A 23,797-nucleotide genomic window follows, 5' to 3' on the forward strand; every position below is an offset into this window, starting at 1 on the left:
CCGGGAGTTTTCCCCCTTTTGGGTGGGGGATTAATAATCACTGCGTATGGTGCGCATCAGTTATTCCTACCAGAAGTAATGGATACGCCTTAAAACACGCTAAATGTTAATCAAATTTTGCAATAAGGTTAACAAAACAATCACTGAGATCTTGCCAGTCTGTCCGGGCCGTTATTACTCTGCTGTATGGACAAAAAATATCAGTTTAATCAGCGTATTCGGCTGCGCCATTTACATACCTTCGTCGCCGTTGCGCAACAGGGGACGCTGGGGCGTGCCGCTGAAACCCTGTCTCTCAGTCAGCCCGCACTATCGAAAACCCTGAACGAGCTGGAAGAGCTGGCTGGCGTGCGGCTGTTCGAACGCGGCCGTCTGGGCGCGCAGCTGACCACCATGGGAGAACAGTTTCTCACCCACGCGGTGCGTATTCTGGATGCGTTAAACCACGCCGGACAGTCGTTTACGCTGCCGCAGGAAAAATCGCCGGAAGTGATGCGCCTCGGGGTGCTGACCACAGTGGCGCTCGGCATGTTGCCTTCCATTCTTCATCGTTTTCATCAGCAGCAGCCGCAGGCCATTATTCAGGTCGCGACCTTACACAACAATGTCCTGATTGCGGCGATCAAAGCGGGGGAATTTGACGTCGGTATTGGCCGTATGGCCGATCCCGGGCTGATGACCGGGCTGACCTATGAACTGCTGTTCCTGGAGTCATTGCGCCTGGTCGTGCGGCCGGATCATCCGCTTTTAAGTGACAACGTCACGCTGTCGAAGGCCCTCGCCTGGCCGGTGGTGATCTCTCCCGAAGGCACGGCACCGCGCCGTCTCGCGGAGGCGATGCTGAAAGAGCAGGGCTGCGTGCTGCCGGGCACACTGGTGGAAACCTCTTCGACCTCACTGGCCCGTCAACTGGCACTGCGTTATGACTATGTCTGGTTCGTGCCGTCGGGGGCCATCAAAGAGGACTTACTGCACCATTCGCTTGCCGCGCTGCCGGTTGCTTCACACGGGCCGGGGGAAGCTATCGGGATCATGACCCGCTCAGGCGAGAAGCTGACCCTCAGTGCCGAGATCCTGCTGGCGACCATCCGTAAATCACACGCCGGATAATCTCTCAGCGGCTACGTTTGGCATGGCGCTCACGATTTTCCTGCCGGGCCTGCTCGTTTTTTCGCAGGCCCACATAACATGCTCCGCTGCCTCCGTCCTGCGGCGCGGCACAGCAAAAGGCCTGCACCTCCTCAAACTGCGGCAGCCAGCGCATCAGATAGCTGCGTATCACATTGGCATGTGAGCGGTCATCCCGCCCTTTACCATGAACGATCAGCAGATTCCTCAGTCCCTCATGGGAGGTCTGGCGTATAAACAGATAGAGAGACTGGCGGCACTGCTCGACGGAGTGGCGGAGTAAATTCAGGGTCGCCTCCGGCGGATATTTCCCCTGAGACAGTTTGTCCAGGACGCCTTGCTGGATCCCTTCTGCTCTGAATTCCAGCGGCACCGTCAACGGCACGATATCCAGCAGGCCAGTGGTCAGCGGATTATCCCACTGGATATCCGTCGATACGGCCGTTTTCGACGTCGGGGGTTTCAGCCACAGCGTGCTGTCACAGTCTTTCAGCGGCCTGACGTCCTCCATCGCTTGTAGAAACAGTGATTGCTCATCAAGTTTGATGGTCATCATTCGCCCTCTTTCTCTTCACGTATATGGCGCAGAAACGGTGTCGTTGCCGGAGTGAGTTTAGCAAAAAAGTGCCTTTATCATCAGCTCCCCCTACAGGCACAGATCGGTAAGAGCACTTTATTGATTTGATTAAAAAAGTGAGAGTACGTTTAATTCTTCCCTGAAAAATACGAATCTTCCGATCGCGAGGTTATTTTTTACACAAATTTCACAACAGTTTAATTAATAAATAACGTCCACATATTTATTGTGCCTAAAACAAGTCAGATGAGTTCCCTTGACCCGGTGAAAAGTGCTAAATTGATGTCAGTCAATTATCATCGAGCGTACACTATGATTCCGGAAAAGCGAATTATCACAAGACGCATACAATCGGGTGGCTGCGCCATTCACTGCCAGGATTGCAGCATCAGTCAGCTTTGTATCCCCTTCACGCTTAACGAGCACGAGCTGGACCAGCTCGATAACATCATTGAGCGTAAAAAACCGATTCAAAAAGGGCAAACCCTGTTTAAAGCCGGTGACGAATTACGTTCCCTTTATGCGATTCGCTCCGGAACCATAAAAAGTTACACCATCACCGAACAGGGTGATGAGCAGATTACCGGCTTCCATCTGGCGGGCGACCTGGTCGGTTTTGACGCCATCAGCGGCAGTCAACACCCCAGCTTTGCTCAGGCACTGGAAACGGCGATGGTCTGTGAAATTCCCTTTGAAACCCTCGACGATCTCTCAGGCAAAATGCCCAGTCTGCGTCAGCAGATGATGCGTCTGATGAGCGGTGAGATTAAAGGCGACCAGGAAATGATCCTGTTGCTGTCGAAGAAAAATGCGGAAGAGCGTCTGGCCGCCTTTATCTATGGCCTGTCACGTCGCTTTGGTCAGCGCGGATTCTCACAGCGAGAGTTTCGTCTGACCATGACCCGTGGTGATATCGGTAATTACCTGGGGTTAACGGTGGAAACCATTAGTCGCCTGCTGGGCCGCTTCCAGAAAAGTGGGATGCTGGCAGTAAAAGGCAAATATATCACCATCGAAAATCATGAAATCCTTTCAGAGCTTGCGGGCCAGAGCCACACTGCCGCCTGATGGCTGCCGGATCAATATTTCTTATTTTATTGATCCGGCAACAACTTTTTCCTTTCTTCCTTTAGAGCGATTGGGCTATCTTTAAACTGACACGCTCAGTGTAAGGAGAAACCGTTATGGCTCAGTATCAAAACATTCTGGTAGCAATCGATCCGCAACAGGACGACCAGCCCGCTCTTCGCCGCGCTGTCTACCTTAATCAGCGTCTTGGCGGTAAAATTACCTGTTTCCTCCCCATTTACGACTTCTCCTACGAGATGACCACGCTGTTATCGCCTGATGAGCGGGTGACCATGCGGAAAGGGGTCATCAGTCAACGTACAGAGTGGATCCGCGAACAGGCACAGGCTTATCTCGCCGCCGGTGTTCAGATTGATATTAAAGTGATCTGGCACAATCGCCCTTTCGAAGCGATCATCCTGGAAGTGCTGAACAACAAACACGATCTGGTTATCAAGATGGCTCACCAGCACGACCGGTTGCAGTCGGTGGTGTTTACCCCGACAGACTGGCACCTGCTGCGCAAATGCCCGTGCCCCGTTTGGATGGTTAAGGATCAGGTGTGGCCAGAGGGAGGCAAAGCCGTGGTGGCGGTTAACCTGGCCAGTGAAGAACCCCATCACGATCCGTTAAACAGTAAACTGGTGAAAGAGACCCTGGCGCTGGCCGAGCGGGTCAACCATACAGAAGTCCATCTTGTCGGCGCCTATCCTGTCACCCCAATCAATATTGCAATTGAACTCCCGGACTTTGACCCCAGCGTGTACAACGACGCCATCCGGGGACAGCATCTGGTCGCGATGAAAGCACTTCGTCAGTCGTTCTCCATCGATGAAAAGTTTACCCACGTTGAAAAAGGGCTGCCTGAAGAGGTGATTCCTGAACTGGCTGCACATCTTGACGCCGGCGTTGTCGTGCTGGGTACCATCGGCCGTACTGGCCTGTCGGCGGCATTTTTAGGTAATACGGCCGAACAGGTTATCGATCACCTGCGCTGCGATCTGCTGGCCATTAAGCCTGACGGGTTTGTCTCCCCCGTTGAGCTTGACGATGATGAAGAGGATTAACCTGCCGTCCTGATGGGGCAAACCTGCCAGACAGGCTCGCCCCTTTTCTTCCTTCCCTCCCCCTTATGATGCCGTCACCTCTGTCACATCCTTTTTCAGGAACCACAGGATCACGGCCGTCAGCAGTGACCCCGCCGCAATCGCCAGCAGATAGGCCGCCAGGTTGGCGATCACGTTAGGAATAAACATGACAAAAATCCCGCCGTGAGGCGCGCGTGATGCACAGCCCATTGCCATTGACAATGCCCCGGCCAGGCCTGAACCCGCCACAATAGCCGGGATCACCCGCAGCGGATCCGATACGGCGTAGGGAATGGCCCCTTCGGTGATAAATGACAGCCCGAGGATCCACGTCACCTTTCCGGTTTCACGTTCGCTGCGGCTGAATTTATGCCGGAAAAGCACGGTAGCCAGGGCAATTCCCAGCGGGGGCACCATCCCCGCGGCCATACAGGCGGCGATCGGGCCATAGATGCCGCTGGACATCAGGCCGATGGCAAACATGCAGACGGTTTTATTTAGCGGGCCGCCCATATCAAAGGCGACCATCATGCCAAACAGCAGGCCGAGGATAGCGGAGTTAGTCTGCCCCAGAGCATTGAGGAAAGTGGTCAGCCAGCCCAGCAGCAGCTTAATCGGCTCTCCGATCAGCCAGACCATTAACACTCCAGTGATCAGTACGCTGAGCAGCGGCACAATCAGAATTGGTTTCAGACCGGCCACCGCCTGCGGCAGGCGGATATGGCGGACGATCAGCAGCGTCACATAGCCCGCAATAAATCCGGCCAGAAGCGCACCGAGAAAGCCCGAACCGGTATGGATGGCCATCATCCCGCCCACCGCCCCGGAGACAATGCCCATTTTACCGCTGATCGACTGGCTGATCCCCAGGGATAAAATCGGCAGCATCAGCGCAAAGGCCGATCCGCCGCCAATATCAGATAACATTTTTGCGATGGGGCTGAAATGCGCATCACCCGGCGTGGCAGCGGTAATGCCAAAGGAGAAGCTGAGGGCAATCAGGATCCCCCCCGCAACGACAAACGGGATCATCAGATTGACGCCGGTGATCAGATGCACATAGAACGTGGCGTACCAGCGCGTGCCATGGGTCACCGGCACTACATCCCCCTCCTGTGTGGGCGCGGCCTGCCGGTGTGGAATCAGTTCGCCGGTGGTGATCGCGTTCAGCAGGCCTTCGGCGTCTCTGGCCGCACGGGCAACCGGGACCTCAACAATGTTTTTATCCTGAAAACGCGCCATATCCACTTTTTTATCGGCGGCGATCAGAACAATATCTGCGGCAGCAATATCATCCGGGCTGAGAATATATTTGCTTTCAATGGCACCCTGCGTTTCAACTCGCAGGGACAGACCCAGTTTTCTGGCGGCTTTTTTTAAATTACTTTCGGCCAGATAAGTATGGGCCACCCCGGTAGGACAGGCGGTGATGGCGATAATATTCATGGGTATTCTCCGGTAACAAGTAAATAACTCACGGTTCCGGCCGGAGTCTTATCTAACCAGAGGGTGAAAGGGAAAACACTACCAAACCCTGTCCCGGGATCGGGACAAACCCTGTACTACGAGGCAGCAATATTTGCTGTCTTGAATCTTCACTCAATGCTGAAAAGCGTGGCAGAAAATAAGCGCTGACCTGGGCGTGACGAATAATGATCGTTAACATTCCTTGGGAAAATCGCTACACTCTCGCCACCTTTTGATTCTGCTCTGGGTTGACTGTTTGGTCTCATTGTATCGCCTGTCGCAGCGCCGGATACCTGCACTGATCGCTATGTTAGCGGTCCTGTTGCTGTTTATTGCTCCGGATATCTCTCAAACGCTGGAGCATCAGCGGATGTCTGCGTCGGTGGCCTCAGTGAACCCTGCGCTGATGACCATGCATGATATGCCCATGGGCACCCTGTCCCATGACGGTATGCCCCTCCTGCACGCTCACCCGTCCTCCGCTGAACAGGGAGTGCCTTTGGTAATGCCCGGTGGCGGGGGAATGATGGATGATTTCGCCTGCGGCTACTGCCAGCTACTGGTGCATTTACCCTTACTGCTGTACCTGTTTATTCCGTTAATCTGGCTGCTGTTTCGCCTGGCCTCACCGGCACCCGCAGCGCGATACAGTTCCTGGTTTGCGTCCGCTTTTTTCCCCGGCCTGTCACAGCCACGTGCCCCACCCGGCTGCTGTTCGTCGTGATAACGGCGTGCAGAACGTCATCCGCAGTGCCCGTTACGGTTGCGCACAGGGGGATCATTTCCTCTCTGTCAGGCAGTCCACGGGCTGCGCTACAATACCCACCTGCAAACCGCCGAAACCCGGATTAATCCATCAGGCGGGTGGGGATGGGCAAAAAGCGAAGATTACATTTCAGGAAATCGTACAGGAGTACACACCATGTCATTATTCCCTCCCGGCAAGAAACGCCGGAATTTCTTTATCGCCCAGGCCTGTCTGTGGGTCTGCGTGGCGATTGTGATGACCAAAGCGATCATTGGTGGAGCCATCGAAGAGTACAACATGCCCTTCTCGACGTGGCCGGTTGAACTGTATGTCTCTGAGTTCTTCATGATCATGATCTACAGTTCCGTTTTCACCCTGCTGCTCTCTATCCCACTGTGGTACTGGTTTATCGGCGAGCAGGAGCCTGAAAACAAGAAAGGCTGATCACCGTCGGCGATCAGCCTTGTCATGGGCGACCTTTTCTTCCGGTCGCCCTGTTTTTTCACCCTGTCAGCGCAATTATAACGCCTTCAGAATCGCTTCTACGGTCGCTTTCGCATCACCGAACAGCATCTGCGTATTCTCTTTAAAGAACAGTGGGTTCTGTACGCCAGCATAGCCGGTATTCATTGAACGCTTAAACACCACCACATTCTGCGCTTTCCACACTTCCAGCACCGGCATACCGGCGATAGGGCTGCGGGGATCTTCCTGCGCCGCCGGGTTGACAGTGTCATTCGCGCCGATGACCAGCACCGTATCGGTATCGCTGAAATCGTCGTTGATCTCATCCATTTCCAGCACGATGTCATACGGTACTTTGGCTTCCGCCAGCAGCACGTTCATATGGCCAGGCAGACGCCCGGCCACCGGGTGGATACCGAAACGCACCTTAATGCCGCGCTCACGCAGTCTGGCGGTAATTTCAGCCACCGGATACTGCGCCTGCGCCACCGCCATACCATAGCCCGGCGTGATAATCACTGAAGTGGAGTTTTTCAGCAGTTCTGCGGTGCCTGCGGCGTCGATTTCGCGATAATCCCCCATCTCCTCGCTTTCACCGGTCGAACTGCTGTCAGTGCCAAAACCTCCGGCAATGACGCTGAAGAACGAACGGTTCATCGCCTTACACATAATGTAGGAGAGAATGGCACCGCTGGAGCCGACCAGTGCCCCGGTGACAATCAGCAGATCATTGCTGAGCATAAAGCCCGCGGCCGCGGCTGCCCAACCGGAGTAAGAGTTCAGCATAGACACCACTACCGGCATATCCGCACCGCCTATGGATGCCACCAGATGCCAGCCAAAGGCCAGCGCGATCAGCGTCATCACGATCAGGGCAAACGTCTGCGTCCCCACGCTGTCGGTACGCACAAAGATGATCAGCAACGCGAATGAGACCACCAGAGCCAGCAGGTTCAGCCTGTGGCGATGCGGCAGCGCCAGCGGTTTTGATGAAATTTTGCCGCACAGCTTGCCAAACGCCACGATAGAACCGGTAAAGGTCACCGCCCCGATAAAGATGCCAATAAAGATTTCAGTCAGGTGAATATTTTCCATCACCGGCAGCAGTCCCGGGCCGTGGTCAAGATAGCTGTTAAAGCCTACCAGCACCGCCGCCAGCCCGACAAAGCTGTGCAGCATCGCGACCAGCTCGGGCATTTCGGTCATTTCTACTTTTTTCGCCAGACGAATACCGATAGCACCGCCAATCACCATAGCCAGCAGGATCCAGGCGACGTTGCCGGTCTCCGGGCCAAAGATGGTGACGACCAGCGCCAGCGCCATTCCACTGATGCCAAAAATATTCCCCTGCTTCGAGGTTTCATGCTTAGACAACCCGGCAAGGCTGCAAATAAACAGGATCGCAGCAATGATATAGGCTGCAGTCACTAATCCGCCAGACATGGACTACCTCTCAGTTTTTACGGAACATTTTCAGCATACGCTGGGTGACGGTGAAGCCGCCGAAGATATTGATGCTGGCAATCAGCACGGCCACAAAGGACAGGAAGCTGACCCAGCCGCCATGGCCAATCTGCAACACTGCGCCGACGACGATAATGCCGGAGATAGCATTAGTCACCGACATCAGCGGCGTATGCAGCGCATGGCTGACATTCCACACCACGTAGTAACCGACGACGCAGGAGAGCGCAAACACGGTAAAGTGCGACAGGAACTCAGGCGGAGCCACATTAGCCAGCCAGCCAAACAGCACAATGGCCAGCACGATCAGGCCATATTTGCGTAGCGGCGACACAGGCTTCTCTGCCGGTTTTTCCACCGGCCCAGCCGCTTTGGCCGCCTTTGGCGCAGCAGACACCTGAATCGGCGGCGCAGGCCAGGTGATTTCGCCATCGCGGATCACCGTCACGCCACGAATCACCACATCATCAAAGTCGATGGTGATCTCGCCGTTTTTTTCTTTACACAGCAGCTTCATCAGGTTGACCAGGTTGGTGCCATAAAGCTGTGAAGACTGGGTTGGCAGACGGCTTGGCAAATCGGTATAACCAATGATTTTTACGCCGTTGGGGCTGGTGGTAATGGTATCCGCGACAGTCAGCTCACAGTTACCGCCGTTTTGTGCCGCCAGATCGACGATCACACTCCCCGGTTTCATGGATGCCACCATCTCGGCCGTAATCAGCGTCGGCGCAGGTTTCCCCGGGATCAGCGCGGTGGTGACAATAATATCGACCTCCTCCGCCTGGGCGGCAAAGAGTGCCATCTCAGCCTTAATAAAGGCCTCTGACATCACCTTGGCATAACCGTCGCCGCTGCCTGCCTCTTCCTCAAAGTCCAGCTCAAGGAATTCGGCACCCATACTCTGCACCTGTTCTTTGACTTCTGGGCGGGTATCAAAGGCTCGCACGATGGCCCCCAGACTGCGTCCGGCACCAATGGCGGCGAGACCGGCCACGCCCGCACCGATCACCATGACTTTCGCCGGCGGCACTTTACCGGCGGCGGTAATCTGCCCGGTGAAGAAACGGCCAAACTCATGCGCCGCTTCAACGATCGCACGATAACCGGCGATATTCGCCATGGAACTCAGCGCATCCAGAGACTGGGCACGGGAGATACGCGGCACGGCATCCATGGACATCACGGTGACGTTACGCGCCGCCAGCTTAGCCAGCAGCTCGGGATTTTGTGCCGGCCAGATAAAGCTGACCAGGGTGCTTCCGGCGCGTGTCAGCGCGATTTCTTCGTCGGTTGGCGCGTTGACCTTCAGAATAATGTCGGACTGCCAGACCGTCACCGGGTCGGTGATGGTGGCTCCGGCAGCCTCAAACGCTGCATCTTCAAAACTGGCCAGCTTACCTGCGCCGCTTTCCACAGCTACGCTGAAGCCCAGGGCAATGAGCTGCTCTACCGTTTTCGGTGTGGCAGCCGCACGGGCTTCGTTAGGTAACCGCTCTTTGGTGATACCAATAAGCATAATCTTCCCTTTCTTCAGAGAGTACGAAGGTGTGTTCTCCTGTTTCCGGCCTTTATGGCCGAAACACAGCCTGTTTCAAACTGCTAATAACCTACTGAATATACGTAATTCGATCCAGCCGCAGAGGGGGCGTTCGACGACTAACCTATAAAAATTCAGTTCTTACCCCTGCAAGCGATATATTGAGCCTGAATCAAGGGGTTTCGAGCGCATAACGTGCTACGGTAAAATTTAACAATTTAAGATTTTTCACAGTAAAAAACATTGATTAACAAAGCGTTAACGTTATAACTGTTAGCATTTACCACCTTAAGTGGTAAATAAAAGAATAGCGACACGATTCAGCCAGATTTCTTACTTATTCTGAAATCAGGAATGGGGCTGGCGCGCATTCCACACAAAATGGCTGAGACAGCGAACATTATTACATGTAATAATCATCCGCTAATCTGTTACACATCAAGAGTCCAGCACGTTTTCGTACTCATTTTTTGCGTAAGGCGAAGGATTAATTTTTATGAAGCTGAAGAACACCATTCTGGCATCAGCCCTGTTATCACTCACGGCGCTCTCCGCTCATGCAGCACAGGAACTGACGCCGGAGAAAGCCGCTGCGCTGAAACCGTTTGATCGGATCACCATTAACGGACGTTTCAATGCCCTGTATGAGGCCAGTGACGCCGTATCGAAACGTGCTGATGCGCTGGGAGCCGCCTCCTACTACATTCAGGGTATCAATGATACTAACGGCAATGGCGGCAACTGGAATGTGACCGCTGACCTCTATCGTGCCGATGCCCCTGCTGCGCCAAAAAACAAAGATCGCATTATCAACGGCGTGCGCGAGCTGACCAAATCAGAAGCCTTCACCCTTGAGCCTTACGATACCGTCAGCGCGAGCGGCTTCTTCCGTAGCCAGCCTGACGTGAATGACGCCATCACCCGGGCAGCAAAAGAGAAAGGCGCGGCCTCCTTCTTTATCGTGCGTCAGATTGACACGAACAGCGGTGGCAATCAGATGATCACCGCCTATATCTATAAGTCAGATGCGCCTAAACGTCAGGTCCAGTCTCCTGACCTGATCCCGGCCGACTCTGAAGCCGGTAAAGCGGCGCTGGCGGCGGGCGGTGCGGCGGCGAAGAACGTCGAAATTCCGGGCGTCGCCTCCAATGAGTCACCGAGCAAAAATGTCGGACGCTTCTACGAGACGCAGAGTTCCACCGGGAAACGTTATACGGTGACGACGCCTGACGGCAAAAGCGTGCAGGAAGTGAATGCGATTACGGCCGCGCAGATGCAGCCGTATGATAGCGTGACCTTCACCGGCCACTTCAGCACGCCGACGGAGGTTTCTGAAGAAGTAGGCCGCCGTGCGATTGCCAAAGGCGCCAAGTACTATCATGTCACCCGTCAGTGGTCCAGCCAGAACGGCGGCAACCTGACCGTGTCGGCCGATCTCTTCAAGTAAGTCTTTTTTCAGGGCAGCGCATTGCTGCCCTGTCATTCTGAATAATCCCCGTCTGAATTTGCATAGTAAGTCATTGCATCCTGCCGCCGCTGTCCGTAAAATCCCCCGCCACTTTCAGGCGTTTCGTTGCCTTTTTTGACCTGACATCCTGAGTTAAATCCAACATGGTCGTTACAACTGGTATTTTATTCTGTAACCGGAGTTTTTTTTGGACAAAAAGTTAGGTCTCACCGCGCTGACGGCGCTGGTACTCAGCTCAATGCTTGGTGCGGGGGTATTCAGCCTGCCGCAAAATATGGCGGCGGTCGCCAGCCCGGCCGCACTGCTGACTGGCTGGGCGATCACCGGTGTCGGGATTGTCCTGCTGGCACTGGCCATGCTGCTACTCAGTCGCTTAAAGCCCGAACTGGATGGGGGCATTTTCACCTATGCTCAGGCGGGGTTTGGTGAGCTGATTGGTTTTTGCTCAGCGTGGGGATACTGGCTTTGCGCGGTGATCGCCAACGTCTCCTACCTGGTCATTGTCTTTTCGGCCATGAGCTTTTTCACCGATTCGCCGGGCCACGTGATTTTTGGTGACGGCAATACCTGGCAGGCTATTCTTGCGGCCTCGGTGCTGCTGTGGCTGGTGCACGGCCTGGTGCTGCGCGGCGTTCAGACGGCAGCCAGTATTAATCTGGTCGCTACGCTGGGTAAACTGCTGCCGCTGGGGTTGTTCGTCCTGCTGGCCATTGCCGCTTTCCACTACGACCGCTTCTCCTTTGATTTCACCGGTCTGGCGCTGGGTAAACCCGTCTGGCAACAGGTGAAAGACACCATGCTTATCACCCTGTGGGTGTTTATCGGGATTGAGGGGGCGGTGGTGGTTTCCTCCCGCGCCAGAAACCGCCGTGACGTTGGCCGTGCCACGCTGCTCGCGGTCAGCGCCGCGCTGGTGATTTACCTGCTGGTCACCCTGCTGTCACTCGGTATTGTCCCGCGTGCCGAACTTGCAGAAATGCGTAACCCCTCGATGGCCGGTCTGATGACCTCGCTGATTGGCCACTGGGGTAATCTGATCATTGTCGGTGGGCTGATTCTCTCCGTCTGCGGCGCCTATCTCAGCTGGACGATTATGGCGGCAGAAGTCCCGCTGGTGGCCGCGCTGCATGGGGCATTCCCTCGCGCACTGAGCCGTCAGAATGAACGCGGTGCCCCTGCGGCCTCGCTGTGGCTGACCAACGGCTGCGTGCAGGTGTGTCTGATCCTGATCTGGCTGACGGGTTCTGATTACAATACGTTGCTGACGATCGCCTCTGAAATGATCCTCGTGCCGTACCTGCTGGTGGGGGCCTATCTGTTTAAAGTGGCGCGCCATTTACATAAACCGGGCGCCATGATGATTGCGGTGGGGGCCAGCGTCTATGGGCTGTGGCTGCTGTATGCTTCCGGGCCTGTGCATCTGCTGCTGTCGGTGGTGCTGTACACGCCGGGTATGGCGCTGTTCGTCTTTGCCCGGCGCGGAGGGCGCGGCGAAACGGCCCTGCTGAAAAGGGAAAAAATAATGATGGTCATGCTGGGGGTGGCCGCGCTTCCCGCCGTATGGATACTGGTCCGCTGAGGATCAATGTGCCAGCAGCGGGAGCATGACGCTCAGTCGTTCGTCCCGCTGCTCAAGATCGACCGGCCGGGCGTACTCCTGACGGATCGCGATAAGCTGGGTTTCTGACAGGGGATAAGGCAGCTGGATATCAAACGCTTCAATCTGCTGCTGATGCGCCAGGGTAATCAACCGGGCAATATTTATCTCATCGCTGACCTGAGTCGAAATAATTTGCAGCGCCAGATCTTTTAACGGGGCTTCAGACGCCTGGGGTTCGCTGGAGGGTTTGCGGGTAATCATACCAAAAAAGGGGATCACCCCATAAATAGCGTCGACGAAGCTCCAGCGTTTCTTACAGGACGCGGACAGGAATTCGATGTAGTTGAGGCAGATGCGATCACTGTACTGTGCTGAAGCCAGCTTCTCTTCTGACACTCTCTTCTCCTTATCCATTCGACTTAAGCCCCCCCTTGCAGCGGGTTGAAGGGTACGCCTTCGCAGGCGGGGAATATAATGACATATCCGGCCAGGATTGTACTACATTCCCCCTACTATTTAACGCGGATTAATGGTCGTTATGCTCAGGAAAGGATAAGCTGTCGTTCTCTTTAGCCAGATAATCAGCCCAATGAACAAAATTGTATTTGTTGAAGACGATCAGGATGTCGGTGAACTGATTGCTGCCTATCTGGGGCGGCATGACATTGATGTTATTGTTGAAAATCGTGGCGATCGCGCAGAAGAAACCATCGCTGCGGCTAACCCCGATCTGGTGATGCTGGACATCATGCTGCCCGGTAAGGACGGCATGACGCTGTGCCGGGATTTACGCACGCGCCACAGCTGGACAGGGCCGATTGTGCTGCTCACCTCGCTCGACAGCGACATGAACCATATCCTGTCGCTGGAAATGGGCGCAAACGACTATATTCTCAAAACCACGCCACCGGCGGTACTGCTGGCGCGTCTGCGTTTGCATCTGCGTCAGGCAGGGGTCAGCGGACAAAATGAAGAGATTGCGCCAGGTATTGCCGGGCAGAAGGCCCTGCGCTTCGGTACCCTGAGTATCGATCCGATTAACCGTCAGGTGACGCTGTCAGAGGAGATCGTTGCCCTGTCGACGGCAGATTTCGACCTGCTGTGGGAGCTGGCCACCCACGCCGGCTCTATTCTCAACCGCGACGCGCTGCTGAAAACGCTGCGCGGCGTCACCTATGACGGAATGGATCGCAGCATCGACGTGGCCATCTCCCGCCTGCGTAAAAAGCTGCTCGACAGTGCCACAGAGCCTTACCGGATTAAAACCATCCGTAATAAAGGCTACCTGTTCGCGCCACACGCCTGGGATGCGCAATGAAAAAACTGTTTATTCAGTTTTACCTGCTGCTGTTCGTCTGCTTCCTGGTGATGGCCATGCTGGTCGGACTGGTTTATAAATTCACCGCCGAACGTGCCGGCAGACAGTCGATGGACGATTTAATGAAAAGCTCGCTGTATCTGATGCGCAGCGAGTTGCGTGAAATTCCGCCGCGCGACTGGAATAAAACCATTGATAATCTCGACCTCAATCTGTCGTTTAAGCTGCACATTGAGCCGATGAGTAAATATCAGCTTGATCCCGGAACGCTGCATCGCCTGCGCTCGGGCGAAATCGTGGCGCTGGATGATGAATATACCTTCCTGCAGCATATTCCCCGCAGCCACTACGTTCTGGCAGTGGGGCCCATCCCCTATCTGTTTTATCTGCATGAAATGCGCATTCTCGACATTGCCCTGCTGGCCTTTATCGGTATTTCGCTGGCCCTGCCGGTGTTTATCTGGATGCGTCCGCACTGGCAGGACATGCTAAAGCTGGAAAACGCCGCACAGCGTTTCGGTCAGGGGCATCTGGATGAGCGCATTCATTTTGACAGTGCCTCCAGCCTGTTACGCCTGGGCGTGGCCTTTAATCAGATGGCCGATAACATTAATACGCTGGTGGCCAGTAAAAAACAGCTTATCGACGGGATCGCTCACGAACTGCGCACTCCGCTGGTCCGGCTGCGCTATCGTCTGGAGATGAGTGATAATCTTACCGTGGCAGAATCTGCCGCGCTGAACCGGGATATCGGCCAGCTGGAATCGCTGATCGAAGAACTGCTGACCTATGCCCGCCTTGACCGGCCGCAGGTTAATCTCAATTTACAAACGCTGGATCTCGCCCGCTGGTTAGACGAACGGCTGGAGGATATCCGCTCCGTTCATCCGGAATTTGATATTGTCCTGGAAACGCCGCAACGCGAAAATATCGGCGTGGCCGACACCCGCCTGATGGAGCGCGTGCTGGATAATCTGGTCAATAATGCCCTGCGTTACGCCAGTCAGCGGCTGCGGGCCAGCCTGTGGTTTGACGGCGAGATGGCCTGTCTGCAGGTGGAAGATGACGGCCCGGGTATTCCCCTGGATGAACGTCAGCGCGTATTTGAGCCTTTTGTTCGCCTCGACCCCAGCCGCGATCGTGCCACGGGCGGCTGCGGGCTGGGACTGGCGATTGTCCACTCGATAGCCCAGGCCTTTGGCGGCTATGTCACCATCGACAGCAGCCCGCTTGGGGGGGCCAGCGTGCGTTTCTGCTGGCCGGTGACCCCTGATCTCCACTCTTAATCCGTTAATAAGGAATTCTATGTCTTCTGCCTATGCCAACCTGACACGTACCTTCCAGCGCCTCTCCCGCTTTGGCCATCTTTCTGCTATTGCCGGATGGGATATGATGACCATGATGCCTGCCGGCGGCAGTCAGGCACGCGGGGAAGCCCTGGCCGAACTGAGCGTGCTGCGTCATGAGATCCTGACGGCAAAAGAGGTGGGTCTCTGGCTGCAACAGGCACAGCAGGAAGATCTGGATGATGTGGCACAGGCTAACCTGTTTGAGATGCAACGTGCCTGGCAGCAGGCTTCCCTGCTGCCTGCGTCACTGGTTGAAGCCAAATCCATTGCCGGATCGCGCTGTGAACATGCCTGGCGCACACAGCGTCCGGCAAATGACTGGACGGGGTTTGCCGCCAATCTGAAAGAGGTGGTCAAACTCAGCCGCGAGGAAGCGGAGATCCGCGCTCAGGCCAGTGGCCATTCCCGCTATGATGCCCTGCTGGACGTATTCGAGCCCGGTATGACCAGCGATAAGCTGGATAAAACCTTTGGCGACCTTAAGCAGTGGTTGCCTGACCTGCTGCAAAAGATCGTGGATCAGCAGGCGGGCGAAAAAGTTGACCGCCCGGCCGGCCCCTTCCCGCTGGCCTCGCAGCAGGCGCTCGGTCTGGCCATTATGCAGCAGCTGGGCTTTGACTTTAATGCCGGTCGTCTGGATATCAGCGCCCATCCCTTTTGCGGTGGTGTGCCGCAGGATGTGCGTATTACCACCCGCTACAAAGAAGACGAGTTCATCAGCGCCATGATGGGGGTGATCCATGAAACCGGTCATGCCCGTTATGAGCAAAATCTGCCGAAGCAGTGGGCTGATCAGCCCGTGTCGCTGGCACGCTCAACGGCAATCCATGAGTCGCAGAGCCTGTTCTTTGAAAAACAGCTGGGCCGCAGCCCGGCGTTCCTCAGCCTGATCCGCCCCCAGGTACAGCAGTTGTTCGGCGACAGCCCGGCGCTGAAGGAAGACAACTTCATTGCGCTGAATCAGCGTGTTAAACCCGAACTGATCCGCGTTGATGCGGATGAAGTGAGTTATCCGGCGCATATCATTCTGCGTTATGAAATTGAACGTGCTCTGATTGCCGGCGAGATAGAGGTGGACGATATTCCGGCGCTGTGGGATGAGAAAATGCTGGCGTTGCTGGGTCTGGACACCCGGGGTAATTATCGCGACGGCTGTATGCAGGACATTCACTGGACTGATGGTGCGTTCGGCTACTTCCCGACGTATACGCTGGGGGCAATGTATGCAGCACAGCTGTTCCAGGCCCTGAAGCGCGCTATTCCTCAGGTGGACGAGCAGATCCGCCAGGGCGATCTGCAGCCGGTGTTTCACTGGTTGCAGCAAAATATCTGGCAGCATGGCAGCCGTTTCAGCACCCGTCAGCTGATGGAAAATGCCACCGGAGAAGATCTGAATCCGCACTATTTCCGCCAGCATCTGGAAAGCCGCTACCTGAAATAACCGGGAATTTACCCCACCCCCTGTGCAGCCCGCACAGGGGGAGACACCCTCCTCTGCTCGCTTGTACAATCGGTTACACGCCGATACCAATCACTCACGGAAAGCCCTCACTGATTCCCTTATAGTCTTTTCACCGGCCCCAGAGTGGGCTGACACCTGAACTAAACACCTTGAGGGTTTTGCAATGAAAAAATTATTTGCTCTGGTTGTCGCTGCTACAATGGGTCTGTCTTCTGTTGCTTTCGCTGCTGATACAACGGCTGCACCTGCTGCTACCGCTGCACCGTCTGCTGCTACCACCACGACAACGGCTCCGGCTCCAGCGAAAGCCTCTGTTAAACACACCAGACATGTGAAAACGCATAAAAAAGCTGCTGCCCAGAAAGCTCAGGCCGCTAAAAAACATCACAAAGCGAAAAAAGCAGCCGACCAGAAAGCTCAGGCGGCTAAAAAGCACCACAAAGCCGCTAAAAAACCTGTCGCACAGAATGCACAGGCCGCTAAAAAGCACCACAAAGCGGCCACCAAGCCGGTAGCACAGAAAGCTCAGGCCGCTAAAAAGCATCACAAAGCGGCCACCAAACCAGCTGCACAGAAAGCTCAGGCCGCTAAAAAGCACCACAAAGCCGCTAAAAAACCTGTTGCACAGAAAGCGCAGGCTGCTAAAAAACACCACAAAGCTGTAAAGAAAACCGCACCTAAAGCGTAAGACAGACGGACGGGGTGCCCGCCATCCCTCGCACATGAATTAACTTAAACACCCGGTCTTACCGGGTGTTTCTTTAAGGAGTTTCGGATGATGGTGCGTCGCTATTTATTCGAAATCATTCTGACTGTTATGATTATCTGTGGGCTGATTGCCGCCAGTTTTTACTTATAATGGTGGCGTGTAGTGTGCTGATATTTCATATTAATCTCCCTTTTCCAGCACTATCCGTCTATAGTTACGTCTCTAAGATAAATACTGATATCCACGCTTTTTCAGCCTGAGAAAAATATGCGTCTGACCGCTGTGTTATTGATGGGTTGCCTGGCTTTTTCGTTTTACACACACGCTGATGATGATGAGCGGAGCGCCGCCGACACGAAAACGTTGTTCTTCGGTCAGGACGATCGCCTGCCGGTCCGTGATACCGCCTCCGCCCCCTGGGAAGCGATTGGTCAACTGGAAACCGCCAGCGGTAACCTGTGCAGTGCCACGCTGATCGCCCCTCACCTGGCTCTGACGGCGGGACACTGCCTGCTGGCCCCGCCAGGCAAACTGGACAAAGCCGTGGCGCTGCGTTTTATTTCCAGCGAAAAGGCGGGTTGGCGTTACGAGATCCATGACATTGAAGCCCGGGTTGACCCGGCTCTGGGGAAAAAACTGAAAGCTGACGGTGATGGCTGGATCGTCCCCGCTTCTGCGGCCCCCTACGATTTCGGTCTTATCATTCTGCGTAACCCGCCATCGGGTATTACGCCTGTACCGCTGTTTTCCGGTTCGCGAAAAGATCTCACTGCCGCGTTAAAAATTGCAGAGCGACGGGTGACACAAGCGGGTTATCCGGAAGATCATCTTGATACGCTCTACTCTCACAGCGACTGCCTGATCACCGGCTGGGCACAAAAAACCGTCCTGTCGCATCAGTGCGATACCCTGCCTGGCGACAGTGGTTCCCCGCTGCTGTTAAAAGTGGATGGCGAGTGGCAGTTGATTGCGGTGCAAAGTTCGGCCCCCGCAGCCAAAGACCGCTATCTGGCGGACAACCGCGCTATCGCGGTGACCGCGTTCCGGGACAGTCTGGAAGCGCTGGCACAGTAAAAGACGCAGGCGGTTGCCGCCGCACTGGTGGCACCATACCGCCCGGACAATCCCCTGTGACTGACCGGGCCGGATAATGATGACGCAACAGACATCCGTCAACGTTGCCTCCCCGTTCCTCCGGGCAGGCAAAATTTACTGTATCACCTGTTCCATCGCCTGCAGGATGCGTTTTTCTGAGATGGGATAAGGCGTCCCCAGTTGCTGAGCGAAGAAGCTGACACGCAGCTCTTCAATCATCCAGCGGATGTCCTGAACCTCTTCATCATCCTTACGCTCTGGCGGCAGTTTGTTAAACCACTGCGTCCAGGCCTGCTGCACGGACTCCACTTTAAGCATCCGCGCCCTGTCGCTGTGCGGATCGACTGCCAGCTTCTCCATCCTGCGTTCAATCGCCTGCAGGTAACGCAGCGTGTCACCCAGCCGTTTCCAGCCGTTGCCGGTGACAAAGCCGCGATAGACCAGACCGCTCATCTGCGCTTTGATATCCGACAGCGCCAGCGCCATGGTCATATCTACGCGCCCTTTCAGACGCTTATTGATAGCAAAGACTGACGTCAGGATCTGCTCGACCTTTTTGGCGATCTCCACCACCGTATCATTGAGCTCCGCACGCACTTTATCCTGCAGCTGTGTGTAGCCCTGTTCCTGCCAGGTAGGGCCACCAGCCTCAGCGATCAGTTTATCGACGCCACAGGCAATACAGTCATCAATCAGATCCAGTACTTTGCCGTAGGGGTTAAAATAGAGCCCCAGCTTGGCTTTATTCGGTAACTTTTCGTGCAGGTATTTAATCGGCGAGGGAATATTCAGCAGCAACAGGCGTCGTTGCCCGCGCCACATCGCCTTTTGCTGTTCATGCTGAGAGTCGAACAGGCGGATCGCCACGCTGTCCTTCTCATCCACCAGAGCGGGCCAGGCTTTCACGCTGTAACTGCCACGCTTCTGCTCAAAGTGATCGGGCAGGTCGCCAAAGCTCCAGAGATGGAGCCCGCTCTGCTCCAGACCGTCATCTGCCACCTGGGACAGCGTTTCCTGTACCTTACCTTTCAGCTGCAGTTTTAACGCCGAAAGGTCTTTGCCTTCTGCCAGCCTGCGATTATTTTCATCGACGATACGGAAGGTCATTTTAAGATGATCGGGCACCTGTTCCCACTGCCAGGCATCACGATCCAGTGTCACGCCTGACATCCGGCGGAATTCACGCTCCAGGGCATCAAGCAGTGGCAACGCCAGCGGCGTCACACGACCGAGAAAAGCATCCGCATAATTGGGCGCAGGAACAAAGTTACGGCGTAACGGTTTCGGCAGCGATTTGATCAGGGCAATCACCAGTTCACGACGCACGCCCGGGATCTGCCATTCAAAACCTTTTTCCTCGACCTGGTTGAGCAGCGGCAGCGGCACGTATACCGTCACCCCGTCAGCGTCAGCCCCCGGTTCAAACTGGTAGCTCAGGCGCAGCTTGAGATTGCCCTGATGCCAGAAGTTGGGGTAATCAAGCTTGCTGACGTTCTCCGCGCCCTGCTTAATCAGCATTTCACGGGCAAAGTTCAGGCGCTCAGGCTCTTCACGACTGGCGGTTTTCCACCAGTTATCAAAATGCCGGGCGGAGATCACCTCGGCGCCAATGCGCCGATCGTAAAACTCAAACAGCGTTTCATCATCGACCAGAATATCGCGCCGGCGTGACTTATGTTCCAGCTCCTCAACCTCTGCACGCAGTTTCAGGTTGGCCCTGAAGAATGCGTGACGGGTCTGCCAGTCACCCTCAACCAGCGCATGGCGAATAAACAGCTCACGCGACAGCACCGGGTCAATCGGGCCATAGTTCACCTTACGTGCCGCCACGATCGGCAGACCGTAAAGCGTCACTTTTTCAGTGGCCATCACCGCCCCCTGGGCTTTCTCCCAGTGAGGCTCACTGTAACTGCGCTTGAGCAGGTGCTGTGCGACCGGCTCGATCCATTCCGGTTCGATACGGGCGGCAATGCGCCCCCAGAGGCGGCTGGTTTCTACCAGTTCAGCCACCATCGTCCACTTCGGCGGCTTTTTAAACAGACCTGATCCCGGGAAAATGGCAAAACGAGCGTTACGCGCGCCGGTAAACTCCTGCTTGTCGGCATCTTTCTGTCCGATATGCGACAGTAAACCGGTGAGCAGCGCCGTATGGATCTCCCGTATTTCAGCCGGTTCACTGTTGACCGGCAGGCCCAGTTCCCGAACCACCTGGCGCAGCTGCGTGTAAATATCCTGCCATTCACGTACCCGCAGGTAGTTCAGGTAGTCCGTTTTACATAAGCGACGGAAGTGGCTGGATGACAGCGCTTTTTGCTGTTCCTGCACGTAATTCCACAGGTTCACAAAGGCAATAAAGTCCGAGTCTTTATCGGCAAAGCGCTGATGCTTCTCGTCCGAGGCCTGCTTTTTCTCTGCAGGACGTTCGCGCGGATCCTGAATAGACAGCGCGGCGGTGATGATCATCACCTCACGCACACAGCCATATTTCTGCGCTTCCAGCACCATTTTCGCCAGGCGGGGGTCAACGGGCAGCTGCGCCAGCGACCGTCCTGAGGGCGTCAGTTCATAGTGCTGGTTTTCCCGCAGGGTGATGGCCCCCAGTTCTTCCAGCAGGCGCACGCCATCCTGGATATTACGCGGGTCGGGCGCTTCGACAAACGGGAAGGCAGCAATGTCGCCCAACCCCAGCGCGGTCATCTGTAAGATCACCGATGCCAGGTTGGTACGCAAAATTTCCGGGTCGGTAAACGCCGGCCGGCTGAGGAAATCATTCTCGTCATACAGGCGGATACAGATGCCTTCTGAAACGCGGCCGCAGCGTCCTTTACGCTGGTTAGCGGAGGCCTGAGAGATTGGCTCAATCGGCAGCCGCTGCACCTTCGTACGGAAGCTGTAGCGGCTGATACGCGCCGTACCCGGGTCGATTACATATTTGATGCCTGGTACGGTCAGCGAGGTTTCTGCCACGTTGGTCGCCAGCACGATGCGCCGCCCGACGTGAGACTGAAACACACGGTTCTGCTCGGCGTTGGACAGGCGGGCATAGAGCGGCAGCACTTCCGTATGCGGCAGGTCGCGCTTCATCAGTGCATCTGCCGTATCGCGGATTTCCCGCTCACCGCTCATAAAGATCAGAATATCGCCGCGGCTTTCCTGGCCCAGTTCATCCACCGCATCGAAAATAGCCTGCAGCTGATCGCGGTCGGTATCTTCAGCATCTTCCACCACCGGGCGGTAGCGCACTTCGACCGGATAGGTACGCCCGGATACTTCAATTACGGGCGCATTATGGAAATGGCGTGAAAAACGCTGCGGATCGATCGTCGCCGAGGTAATAATCACTTTCAGATCGGGACGCCGGGGCAGCAACTCGCGCAGGTACCCCAGCAGGAAATCGATGTTCAGGCTGCGTTCATGCGCTTCGTCGATAATGATGGTGTCGTACTGCATCAGCAGGCGATCCTGCTGGATCTCCGCCAGCAGGATACCGTCGGTCATCAGTTTGACCTGGGTGGTCTCACCGACCTGATCGTTAAAGCGCACCTTATAGCCGACGCAGCCGCCTAACGAGGTTTCCAGTTCGGCCGCAATGCGATCGGCAACGGTTCGCGCCGCCAGGCGTCGGGGTTGCGTATGGCCAATCAGCCCACGGATACCCCGCCCCAGCTCCATACAGATCTTCGGCAGCTGAGTGGTTTTACCGGAACCGGTTTCCCCGGCCACAATCACCACCTGGTGATCGCGTATCGCCTCTGCGATGTCCTGCTTCTTCTGGCTGACAGGCAGATTTTCCGGATAGCGGATAGTCGGCGTAGCGGCACGGCGGGCGTTGATGCGCTGCTCTGCCGCTGCGATATCCCCTTCCAGCGTCTCGATAAGTGCCTGGAGGGACGCGGGGTTTTTTATTTTTTTTGCCCCGTGCAGGCGGCGCTGCAGACGCTGGCGGTCGCGCAGCATCAGCGTATCCAGCCGGGTAAAGAGCGGCGTCAGGGCAGAATGTGGCATGTCAGACATGGTAGTAAAACTCGCTTTGTCGCCGTTAAAAGGGGCAACATGGATTAAACAGGGGATCAGAATTTTGCGTAGTGTAGCACAGACAACCACTTAGCGTTTTATCTGCCCCCGGCGTCTTATTCAATATTTTCGAACATTGATATCGAAAACTCGCACTTACACTGTCCGGCATTTATCCGTAGAGTGTCTTCCATTGAGCGGAACGTTATCCGCATGACACAACAGGAAAAACGCCATGAGCAAAGTATTAGTACTGAAATCAAGTATTCTTGCCGGTTATTCACAGTCTGGTCAGCTGGCCGACCACCTGGTTTCTGAATGGAAAGCCGCTCATCCGGGCGATGACGTCACCGAACGCGATCTGGCCGCCAACCCAATTCCGGTGCTGGATGGCGAGCTGGTCGGCGCACTGCGTCCTTCCGATGCAGCCCTGACCCCTCGTCAGCAGGAAGCGCTGGATCTGTCTAACGAACTGATTGCTGAACTGCAGGCGCACGATACCATCGTGATCACCGCCCCGATGTACAACTTCAACATCCCGACGCAGCTGAAGAACTACTTTGACCTGGTTGCCCGTGCCGGCGTAACGTTCCGCTATACTGAGCAGGGACCAGAAGGCCTGATCAAAGGGAAAAAAGTCGTGGTTCTGTCTAGCCGTGGCGGGATCCACAAAGATACCCCAAGCGATCTGCTGACCCCTTACCTGACCCTGTTCCTGGGCTTCCTGGGGATGAGCGACGTGCAGTTCGTGTTCGCTGAAGGGATTGGCTACGGTCCGGAAGTGGCTGCCAAAGCGGCCAGCGATGCAAAAGAAGTGATTTCTCAGATTGTCACTGCCTGATAGCGTTCGAACAGGTTGAGCTTACCCTCCTCAACCTGCGTGGTGGCACTGTGTCGGTGCCACCGCTACTTCTGTAACCACTGACCGTTGATTCCCCGTACATACTCCCCTGTTTTCGCCCGCTCTATCAGCTTTTTACCGGCAATACCGGCCACTTCGCGCGTGCTGAGGTTATTTTGCTGCGCCAGTCGTTGATACTGATGTTCACGTCCTTCATTAATTTGCTTCACCAGCGTCAGGGTTTCCGCATCCTGCTGTACGGCGGCAATATAGCCATTCAGCGTTTCCCCTACCCGCCCCTGTTGCCGCGCCTGATCGAGCGTCAGCGCCATCGCCGCTGATGACATCAGCAGACAACCCAGCAGTATGCCGCAGTAAAGTCGTTTCATGGTGGCA

The 23,797-nt window shown here is 55.4% G+C and carries 21 protein-coding genes; 14 read left to right on the plus strand and 7 right to left on the minus strand.

The window, feature by feature from the left end:
* Positions 1–186: 186 nt before the first annotated feature.
* Positions 187–1,110 carry a LysR substrate-binding domain-containing protein gene (locus K6L24_RS11415; RefSeq protein ID WP_222681477.1) on the plus strand — a complete coding sequence of 308 codons (924 nt, stop codon included), beginning with the start codon at positions 187–189 and terminating at the stop codon, positions 1,108–1,110.
* Positions 1,111–1,114: 4 nt separating this feature from the next.
* Here the strand turns inward: K6L24_RS11415 and smrA are convergent, their stop codons facing one another.
* A complete protein-coding gene (smrA, locus tag K6L24_RS11420) occupies positions 1,115–1,675 on the minus strand; it encodes a DNA endonuclease SmrA (protein ID WP_118665782.1) in 561 nt (186 codons plus the stop codon).
* 342 nt (positions 1,676–2,017) lie between these two features.
* On the opposite strand from smrA, the gene K6L24_RS11425 reads away from it, so the two are divergent.
* Both K6L24_RS11425 and uspE read left to right on the plus strand, forming a co-directional pair.
* Entirely contained in the window at positions 2,018–2,773 is a 756-nt protein-coding gene (locus K6L24_RS11425) for a fumarate/nitrate reduction transcriptional regulator Fnr (protein ID WP_062743357.1), read from the plus strand.
* Between the two features lie 116 nt (positions 2,774–2,889).
* On the plus strand, positions 2,890–3,840 hold the full coding sequence (gene uspE, locus K6L24_RS11430; RefSeq protein ID WP_062743358.1) for a universal stress protein UspE: 951 nt from the start codon (positions 2,890–2,892) through the stop codon (positions 3,838–3,840).
* A 63-nt stretch (positions 3,841–3,903) separates the two neighbouring features.
* Here uspE and K6L24_RS11435 read toward each other — a convergent pair whose 3' ends face one another.
* The gene (locus tag K6L24_RS11435) at positions 3,904–5,307 is read right to left on the minus strand and encodes a PTS fructose transporter subunit IIC (protein WP_062743359.1); all 1,404 of its coding nucleotides are present in this window, start codon (positions 5,305–5,307) and stop codon (positions 3,904–3,906) included.
* Between the two features lie 277 nt (positions 5,308–5,584).
* Between K6L24_RS11435 and K6L24_RS11440 the strand changes: the two genes are divergently transcribed.
* Both K6L24_RS11440 and K6L24_RS11445 read left to right on the plus strand, forming a co-directional pair.
* Positions 5,585–6,052: a DUF2946 domain-containing protein gene (locus tag K6L24_RS11440; protein WP_244634616.1), complete on the plus strand. Its 468-nt coding sequence runs from the start codon at positions 5,585–5,587 to the stop codon at positions 6,050–6,052.
* A 198-nt stretch (positions 6,053–6,250) separates the two neighbouring features.
* Positions 6,251–6,520: a DUF2534 family protein gene (locus K6L24_RS11445; protein WP_062743361.1), complete on the plus strand. Its 270-nt coding sequence runs from the start codon at positions 6,251–6,253 to the stop codon at positions 6,518–6,520.
* A gap of 75 nt (positions 6,521–6,595) precedes the next feature.
* On the opposite strand, the gene pntB is transcribed toward K6L24_RS11445, so the two are convergent.
* Positions 6,596–7,984, minus strand: a complete 1,389-nt coding sequence (pntB, locus tag K6L24_RS11450) for a Re/Si-specific NAD(P)(+) transhydrogenase subunit beta (RefSeq protein WP_062743362.1) — start codon at positions 7,982–7,984, stop codon at positions 6,596–6,598.
* Positions 7,985–7,994: 10 nt separating this feature from the next.
* On the minus strand, positions 7,995–9,524 hold the full coding sequence (gene pntA, locus K6L24_RS11455) for a Re/Si-specific NAD(P)(+) transhydrogenase subunit alpha (protein WP_062743363.1): 1,530 nt from the start codon (positions 9,522–9,524) through the stop codon (positions 7,995–7,997).
* Between the two features lie 517 nt (positions 9,525–10,041).
* On the opposite strand from pntA, the gene ydgH reads away from it, so the two are divergent.
* Together ydgH and K6L24_RS11465 are read left to right on the plus strand one after the other, a co-directional pair.
* Positions 10,042–10,992: a DUF1471 family protein YdgH gene (gene ydgH, locus K6L24_RS11460; RefSeq protein ID WP_062743364.1), complete on the plus strand. Its 951-nt coding sequence runs from the start codon at positions 10,042–10,044 to the stop codon at positions 10,990–10,992.
* 208 nt (positions 10,993–11,200) lie between these two features.
* Entirely contained in the window at positions 11,201–12,592 is a 1,392-nt protein-coding gene (locus K6L24_RS11465) for an amino acid permease (protein ID WP_062743365.1), read from the plus strand.
* A 3-nt stretch (positions 12,593–12,595) separates the two neighbouring features.
* Here the strand turns inward: K6L24_RS11465 and K6L24_RS11470 are convergent, their stop codons facing one another.
* A complete protein-coding gene (locus K6L24_RS11470; RefSeq protein WP_174522406.1) occupies positions 12,596–13,027 on the minus strand; it encodes a hypothetical protein in 432 nt (143 codons plus the stop codon).
* A gap of 175 nt (positions 13,028–13,202) precedes the next feature.
* Between K6L24_RS11470 and rstA the strand changes: the two genes are divergently transcribed.
* From rstA to K6L24_RS11495, 6 genes are all read left to right on the plus strand, one after another.
* Positions 13,203–13,931: a two-component system response regulator RstA gene (rstA, locus tag K6L24_RS11475; protein WP_187509203.1), complete on the plus strand. Its 729-nt coding sequence runs from the start codon at positions 13,203–13,205 to the stop codon at positions 13,929–13,931.
* The gene (rstB, locus tag K6L24_RS11480; protein ID WP_062743368.1) at positions 13,928–15,217 is read left to right on the plus strand and encodes a two-component system sensor histidine kinase RstB; all 1,290 of its coding nucleotides are present in this window, start codon (positions 13,928–13,930) and stop codon (positions 15,215–15,217) included. The genes rstA and rstB overlap by 4 nt, the downstream gene beginning before the upstream one ends.
* Before the next feature lie 19 nt (positions 15,218–15,236).
* A complete protein-coding gene (locus K6L24_RS11485) occupies positions 15,237–16,721 on the plus strand; it encodes a carboxypeptidase M32 (RefSeq protein WP_222681478.1) in 1,485 nt (494 codons plus the stop codon).
* A 184-nt stretch (positions 16,722–16,905) separates the two neighbouring features.
* A complete protein-coding gene (gene asr, locus K6L24_RS11490; protein WP_137268573.1) occupies positions 16,906–17,430 on the plus strand; it encodes an acid resistance repetitive basic protein Asr in 525 nt (174 codons plus the stop codon).
* A gap of 90 nt (positions 17,431–17,520) precedes the next feature.
* Positions 17,521–17,601 (plus strand): small membrane protein YdgU, encoded by an 81-nt coding sequence (gene ydgU / locus K6L24_RS22540; protein WP_455580261.1) that lies wholly within the window; start codon positions 17,521–17,523, stop codon positions 17,599–17,601.
* A gap of 117 nt (positions 17,602–17,718) precedes the next feature.
* Positions 17,719–18,525 carry a trypsin-like serine peptidase gene (locus K6L24_RS11495; protein ID WP_062743371.1) on the plus strand — a complete coding sequence of 269 codons (807 nt, stop codon included), beginning with the start codon at positions 17,719–17,721 and terminating at the stop codon, positions 18,523–18,525.
* Positions 18,526–18,660: 135 nt separating this feature from the next.
* Here K6L24_RS11495 and hrpA read toward each other — a convergent pair whose 3' ends face one another.
* Positions 18,661–22,560, minus strand: a complete 3,900-nt coding sequence (gene hrpA / locus K6L24_RS11500; RefSeq protein WP_222681479.1) for an ATP-dependent RNA helicase HrpA — start codon at positions 22,558–22,560, stop codon at positions 18,661–18,663.
* Between the two features lie 235 nt (positions 22,561–22,795).
* Here hrpA and K6L24_RS11505 point away from each other — a divergent pair, with 235 nt between their 5' ends.
* Positions 22,796–23,401, plus strand: coding sequence for an FMN-dependent NADH-azoreductase (locus K6L24_RS11505; RefSeq protein ID WP_062743373.1), 606 nt, complete (start codon positions 22,796–22,798; stop codon positions 23,399–23,401).
* A 65-nt stretch (positions 23,402–23,466) separates the two neighbouring features.
* On the opposite strand, the gene K6L24_RS11510 is transcribed toward K6L24_RS11505, so the two are convergent.
* A complete protein-coding gene (locus K6L24_RS11510) occupies positions 23,467–23,790 on the minus strand; it encodes a YdbL family probable chaperone protein (RefSeq protein ID WP_062743374.1) in 324 nt (107 codons plus the stop codon).
* Between the last annotated feature and the right edge of the window lie 7 nt (positions 23,791–23,797).

It is taken from the genome of Erwinia persicina (assembly GCF_019844095.1).
Taxonomy (GTDB): Bacteria; Pseudomonadota; Gammaproteobacteria; order Enterobacterales; family Enterobacteriaceae; genus Erwinia; species Erwinia persicina.

What these genes read in the sequence shown, in the direction of transcription:
- K6L24_RS11415 (WP_222681477.1), top strand. Translation starts at nt 187, where the DNA reads ATGGACAAAAAATATCAGTTTAATCAGCGTATTCGGCTGCGCCATTTA.
- K6L24_RS11425 (WP_062743357.1), top strand. Translation starts at nt 2,018, where the DNA reads ATGATTCCGGAAAAGCGAATTATCACAAGACGCATACAATCGGGTGGC.
- uspE (WP_062743358.1), top strand. Translation starts at nt 2,890, where the DNA reads ATGGCTCAGTATCAAAACATTCTGGTAGCAATCGATCCGCAACAGGAC.
- K6L24_RS11435 (WP_062743359.1), bottom strand. Translation starts at nt 5,307, where the DNA reads ATGAATATTATCGCCATCACCGCCTGTCCTACCGGGGTGGCCCATACT.
- K6L24_RS11445 (WP_062743361.1), top strand. Translation starts at nt 6,251, where the DNA reads ATGTCATTATTCCCTCCCGGCAAGAAACGCCGGAATTTCTTTATCGCC.
- pntB (WP_062743362.1), bottom strand. Translation starts at nt 7,984, where the DNA reads ATGTCTGGCGGATTAGTGACTGCAGCCTATATCATTGCTGCGATCCTG.
- pntA (WP_062743363.1), bottom strand. Translation starts at nt 9,524, where the DNA reads ATGCTTATTGGTATCACCAAAGAGCGGTTACCTAACGAAGCCCGTGCG.
- ydgH (WP_062743364.1), top strand. Translation starts at nt 10,042, where the DNA reads ATGAAGCTGAAGAACACCATTCTGGCATCAGCCCTGTTATCACTCACG.
- K6L24_RS11470 (WP_174522406.1), bottom strand. Translation starts at nt 13,027, where the DNA reads ATGGATAAGGAGAAGAGAGTGTCAGAAGAGAAGCTGGCTTCAGCACAG.
- rstA (WP_187509203.1), top strand. Translation starts at nt 13,203, where the DNA reads ATGAACAAAATTGTATTTGTTGAAGACGATCAGGATGTCGGTGAACTG.
- rstB (WP_062743368.1), top strand. Translation starts at nt 13,928, where the DNA reads ATGAAAAAACTGTTTATTCAGTTTTACCTGCTGCTGTTCGTCTGCTTC.
- K6L24_RS11485 (WP_222681478.1), top strand. Translation starts at nt 15,237, where the DNA reads ATGTCTTCTGCCTATGCCAACCTGACACGTACCTTCCAGCGCCTCTCC.
- asr (WP_137268573.1), top strand. Translation starts at nt 16,906, where the DNA reads ATGAAAAAATTATTTGCTCTGGTTGTCGCTGCTACAATGGGTCTGTCT.
- ydgU (WP_455580261.1), top strand. Translation starts at nt 17,521, where the DNA reads ATGGTGCGTCGCTATTTATTCGAAATCATTCTGACTGTTATGATTATC.
- K6L24_RS11495 (WP_062743371.1), top strand. Translation starts at nt 17,719, where the DNA reads ATGCGTCTGACCGCTGTGTTATTGATGGGTTGCCTGGCTTTTTCGTTT.
- hrpA (WP_222681479.1), bottom strand. Translation starts at nt 22,560, where the DNA reads ATGTCTGACATGCCACATTCTGCCCTGACGCCGCTCTTTACCCGGCTG.
- K6L24_RS11505 (WP_062743373.1), top strand. Translation starts at nt 22,796, where the DNA reads ATGAGCAAAGTATTAGTACTGAAATCAAGTATTCTTGCCGGTTATTCA.
- K6L24_RS11510 (WP_062743374.1), bottom strand. Translation starts at nt 23,790, where the DNA reads ATGAAACGACTTTACTGCGGCATACTGCTGGGTTGTCTGCTGATGTCA.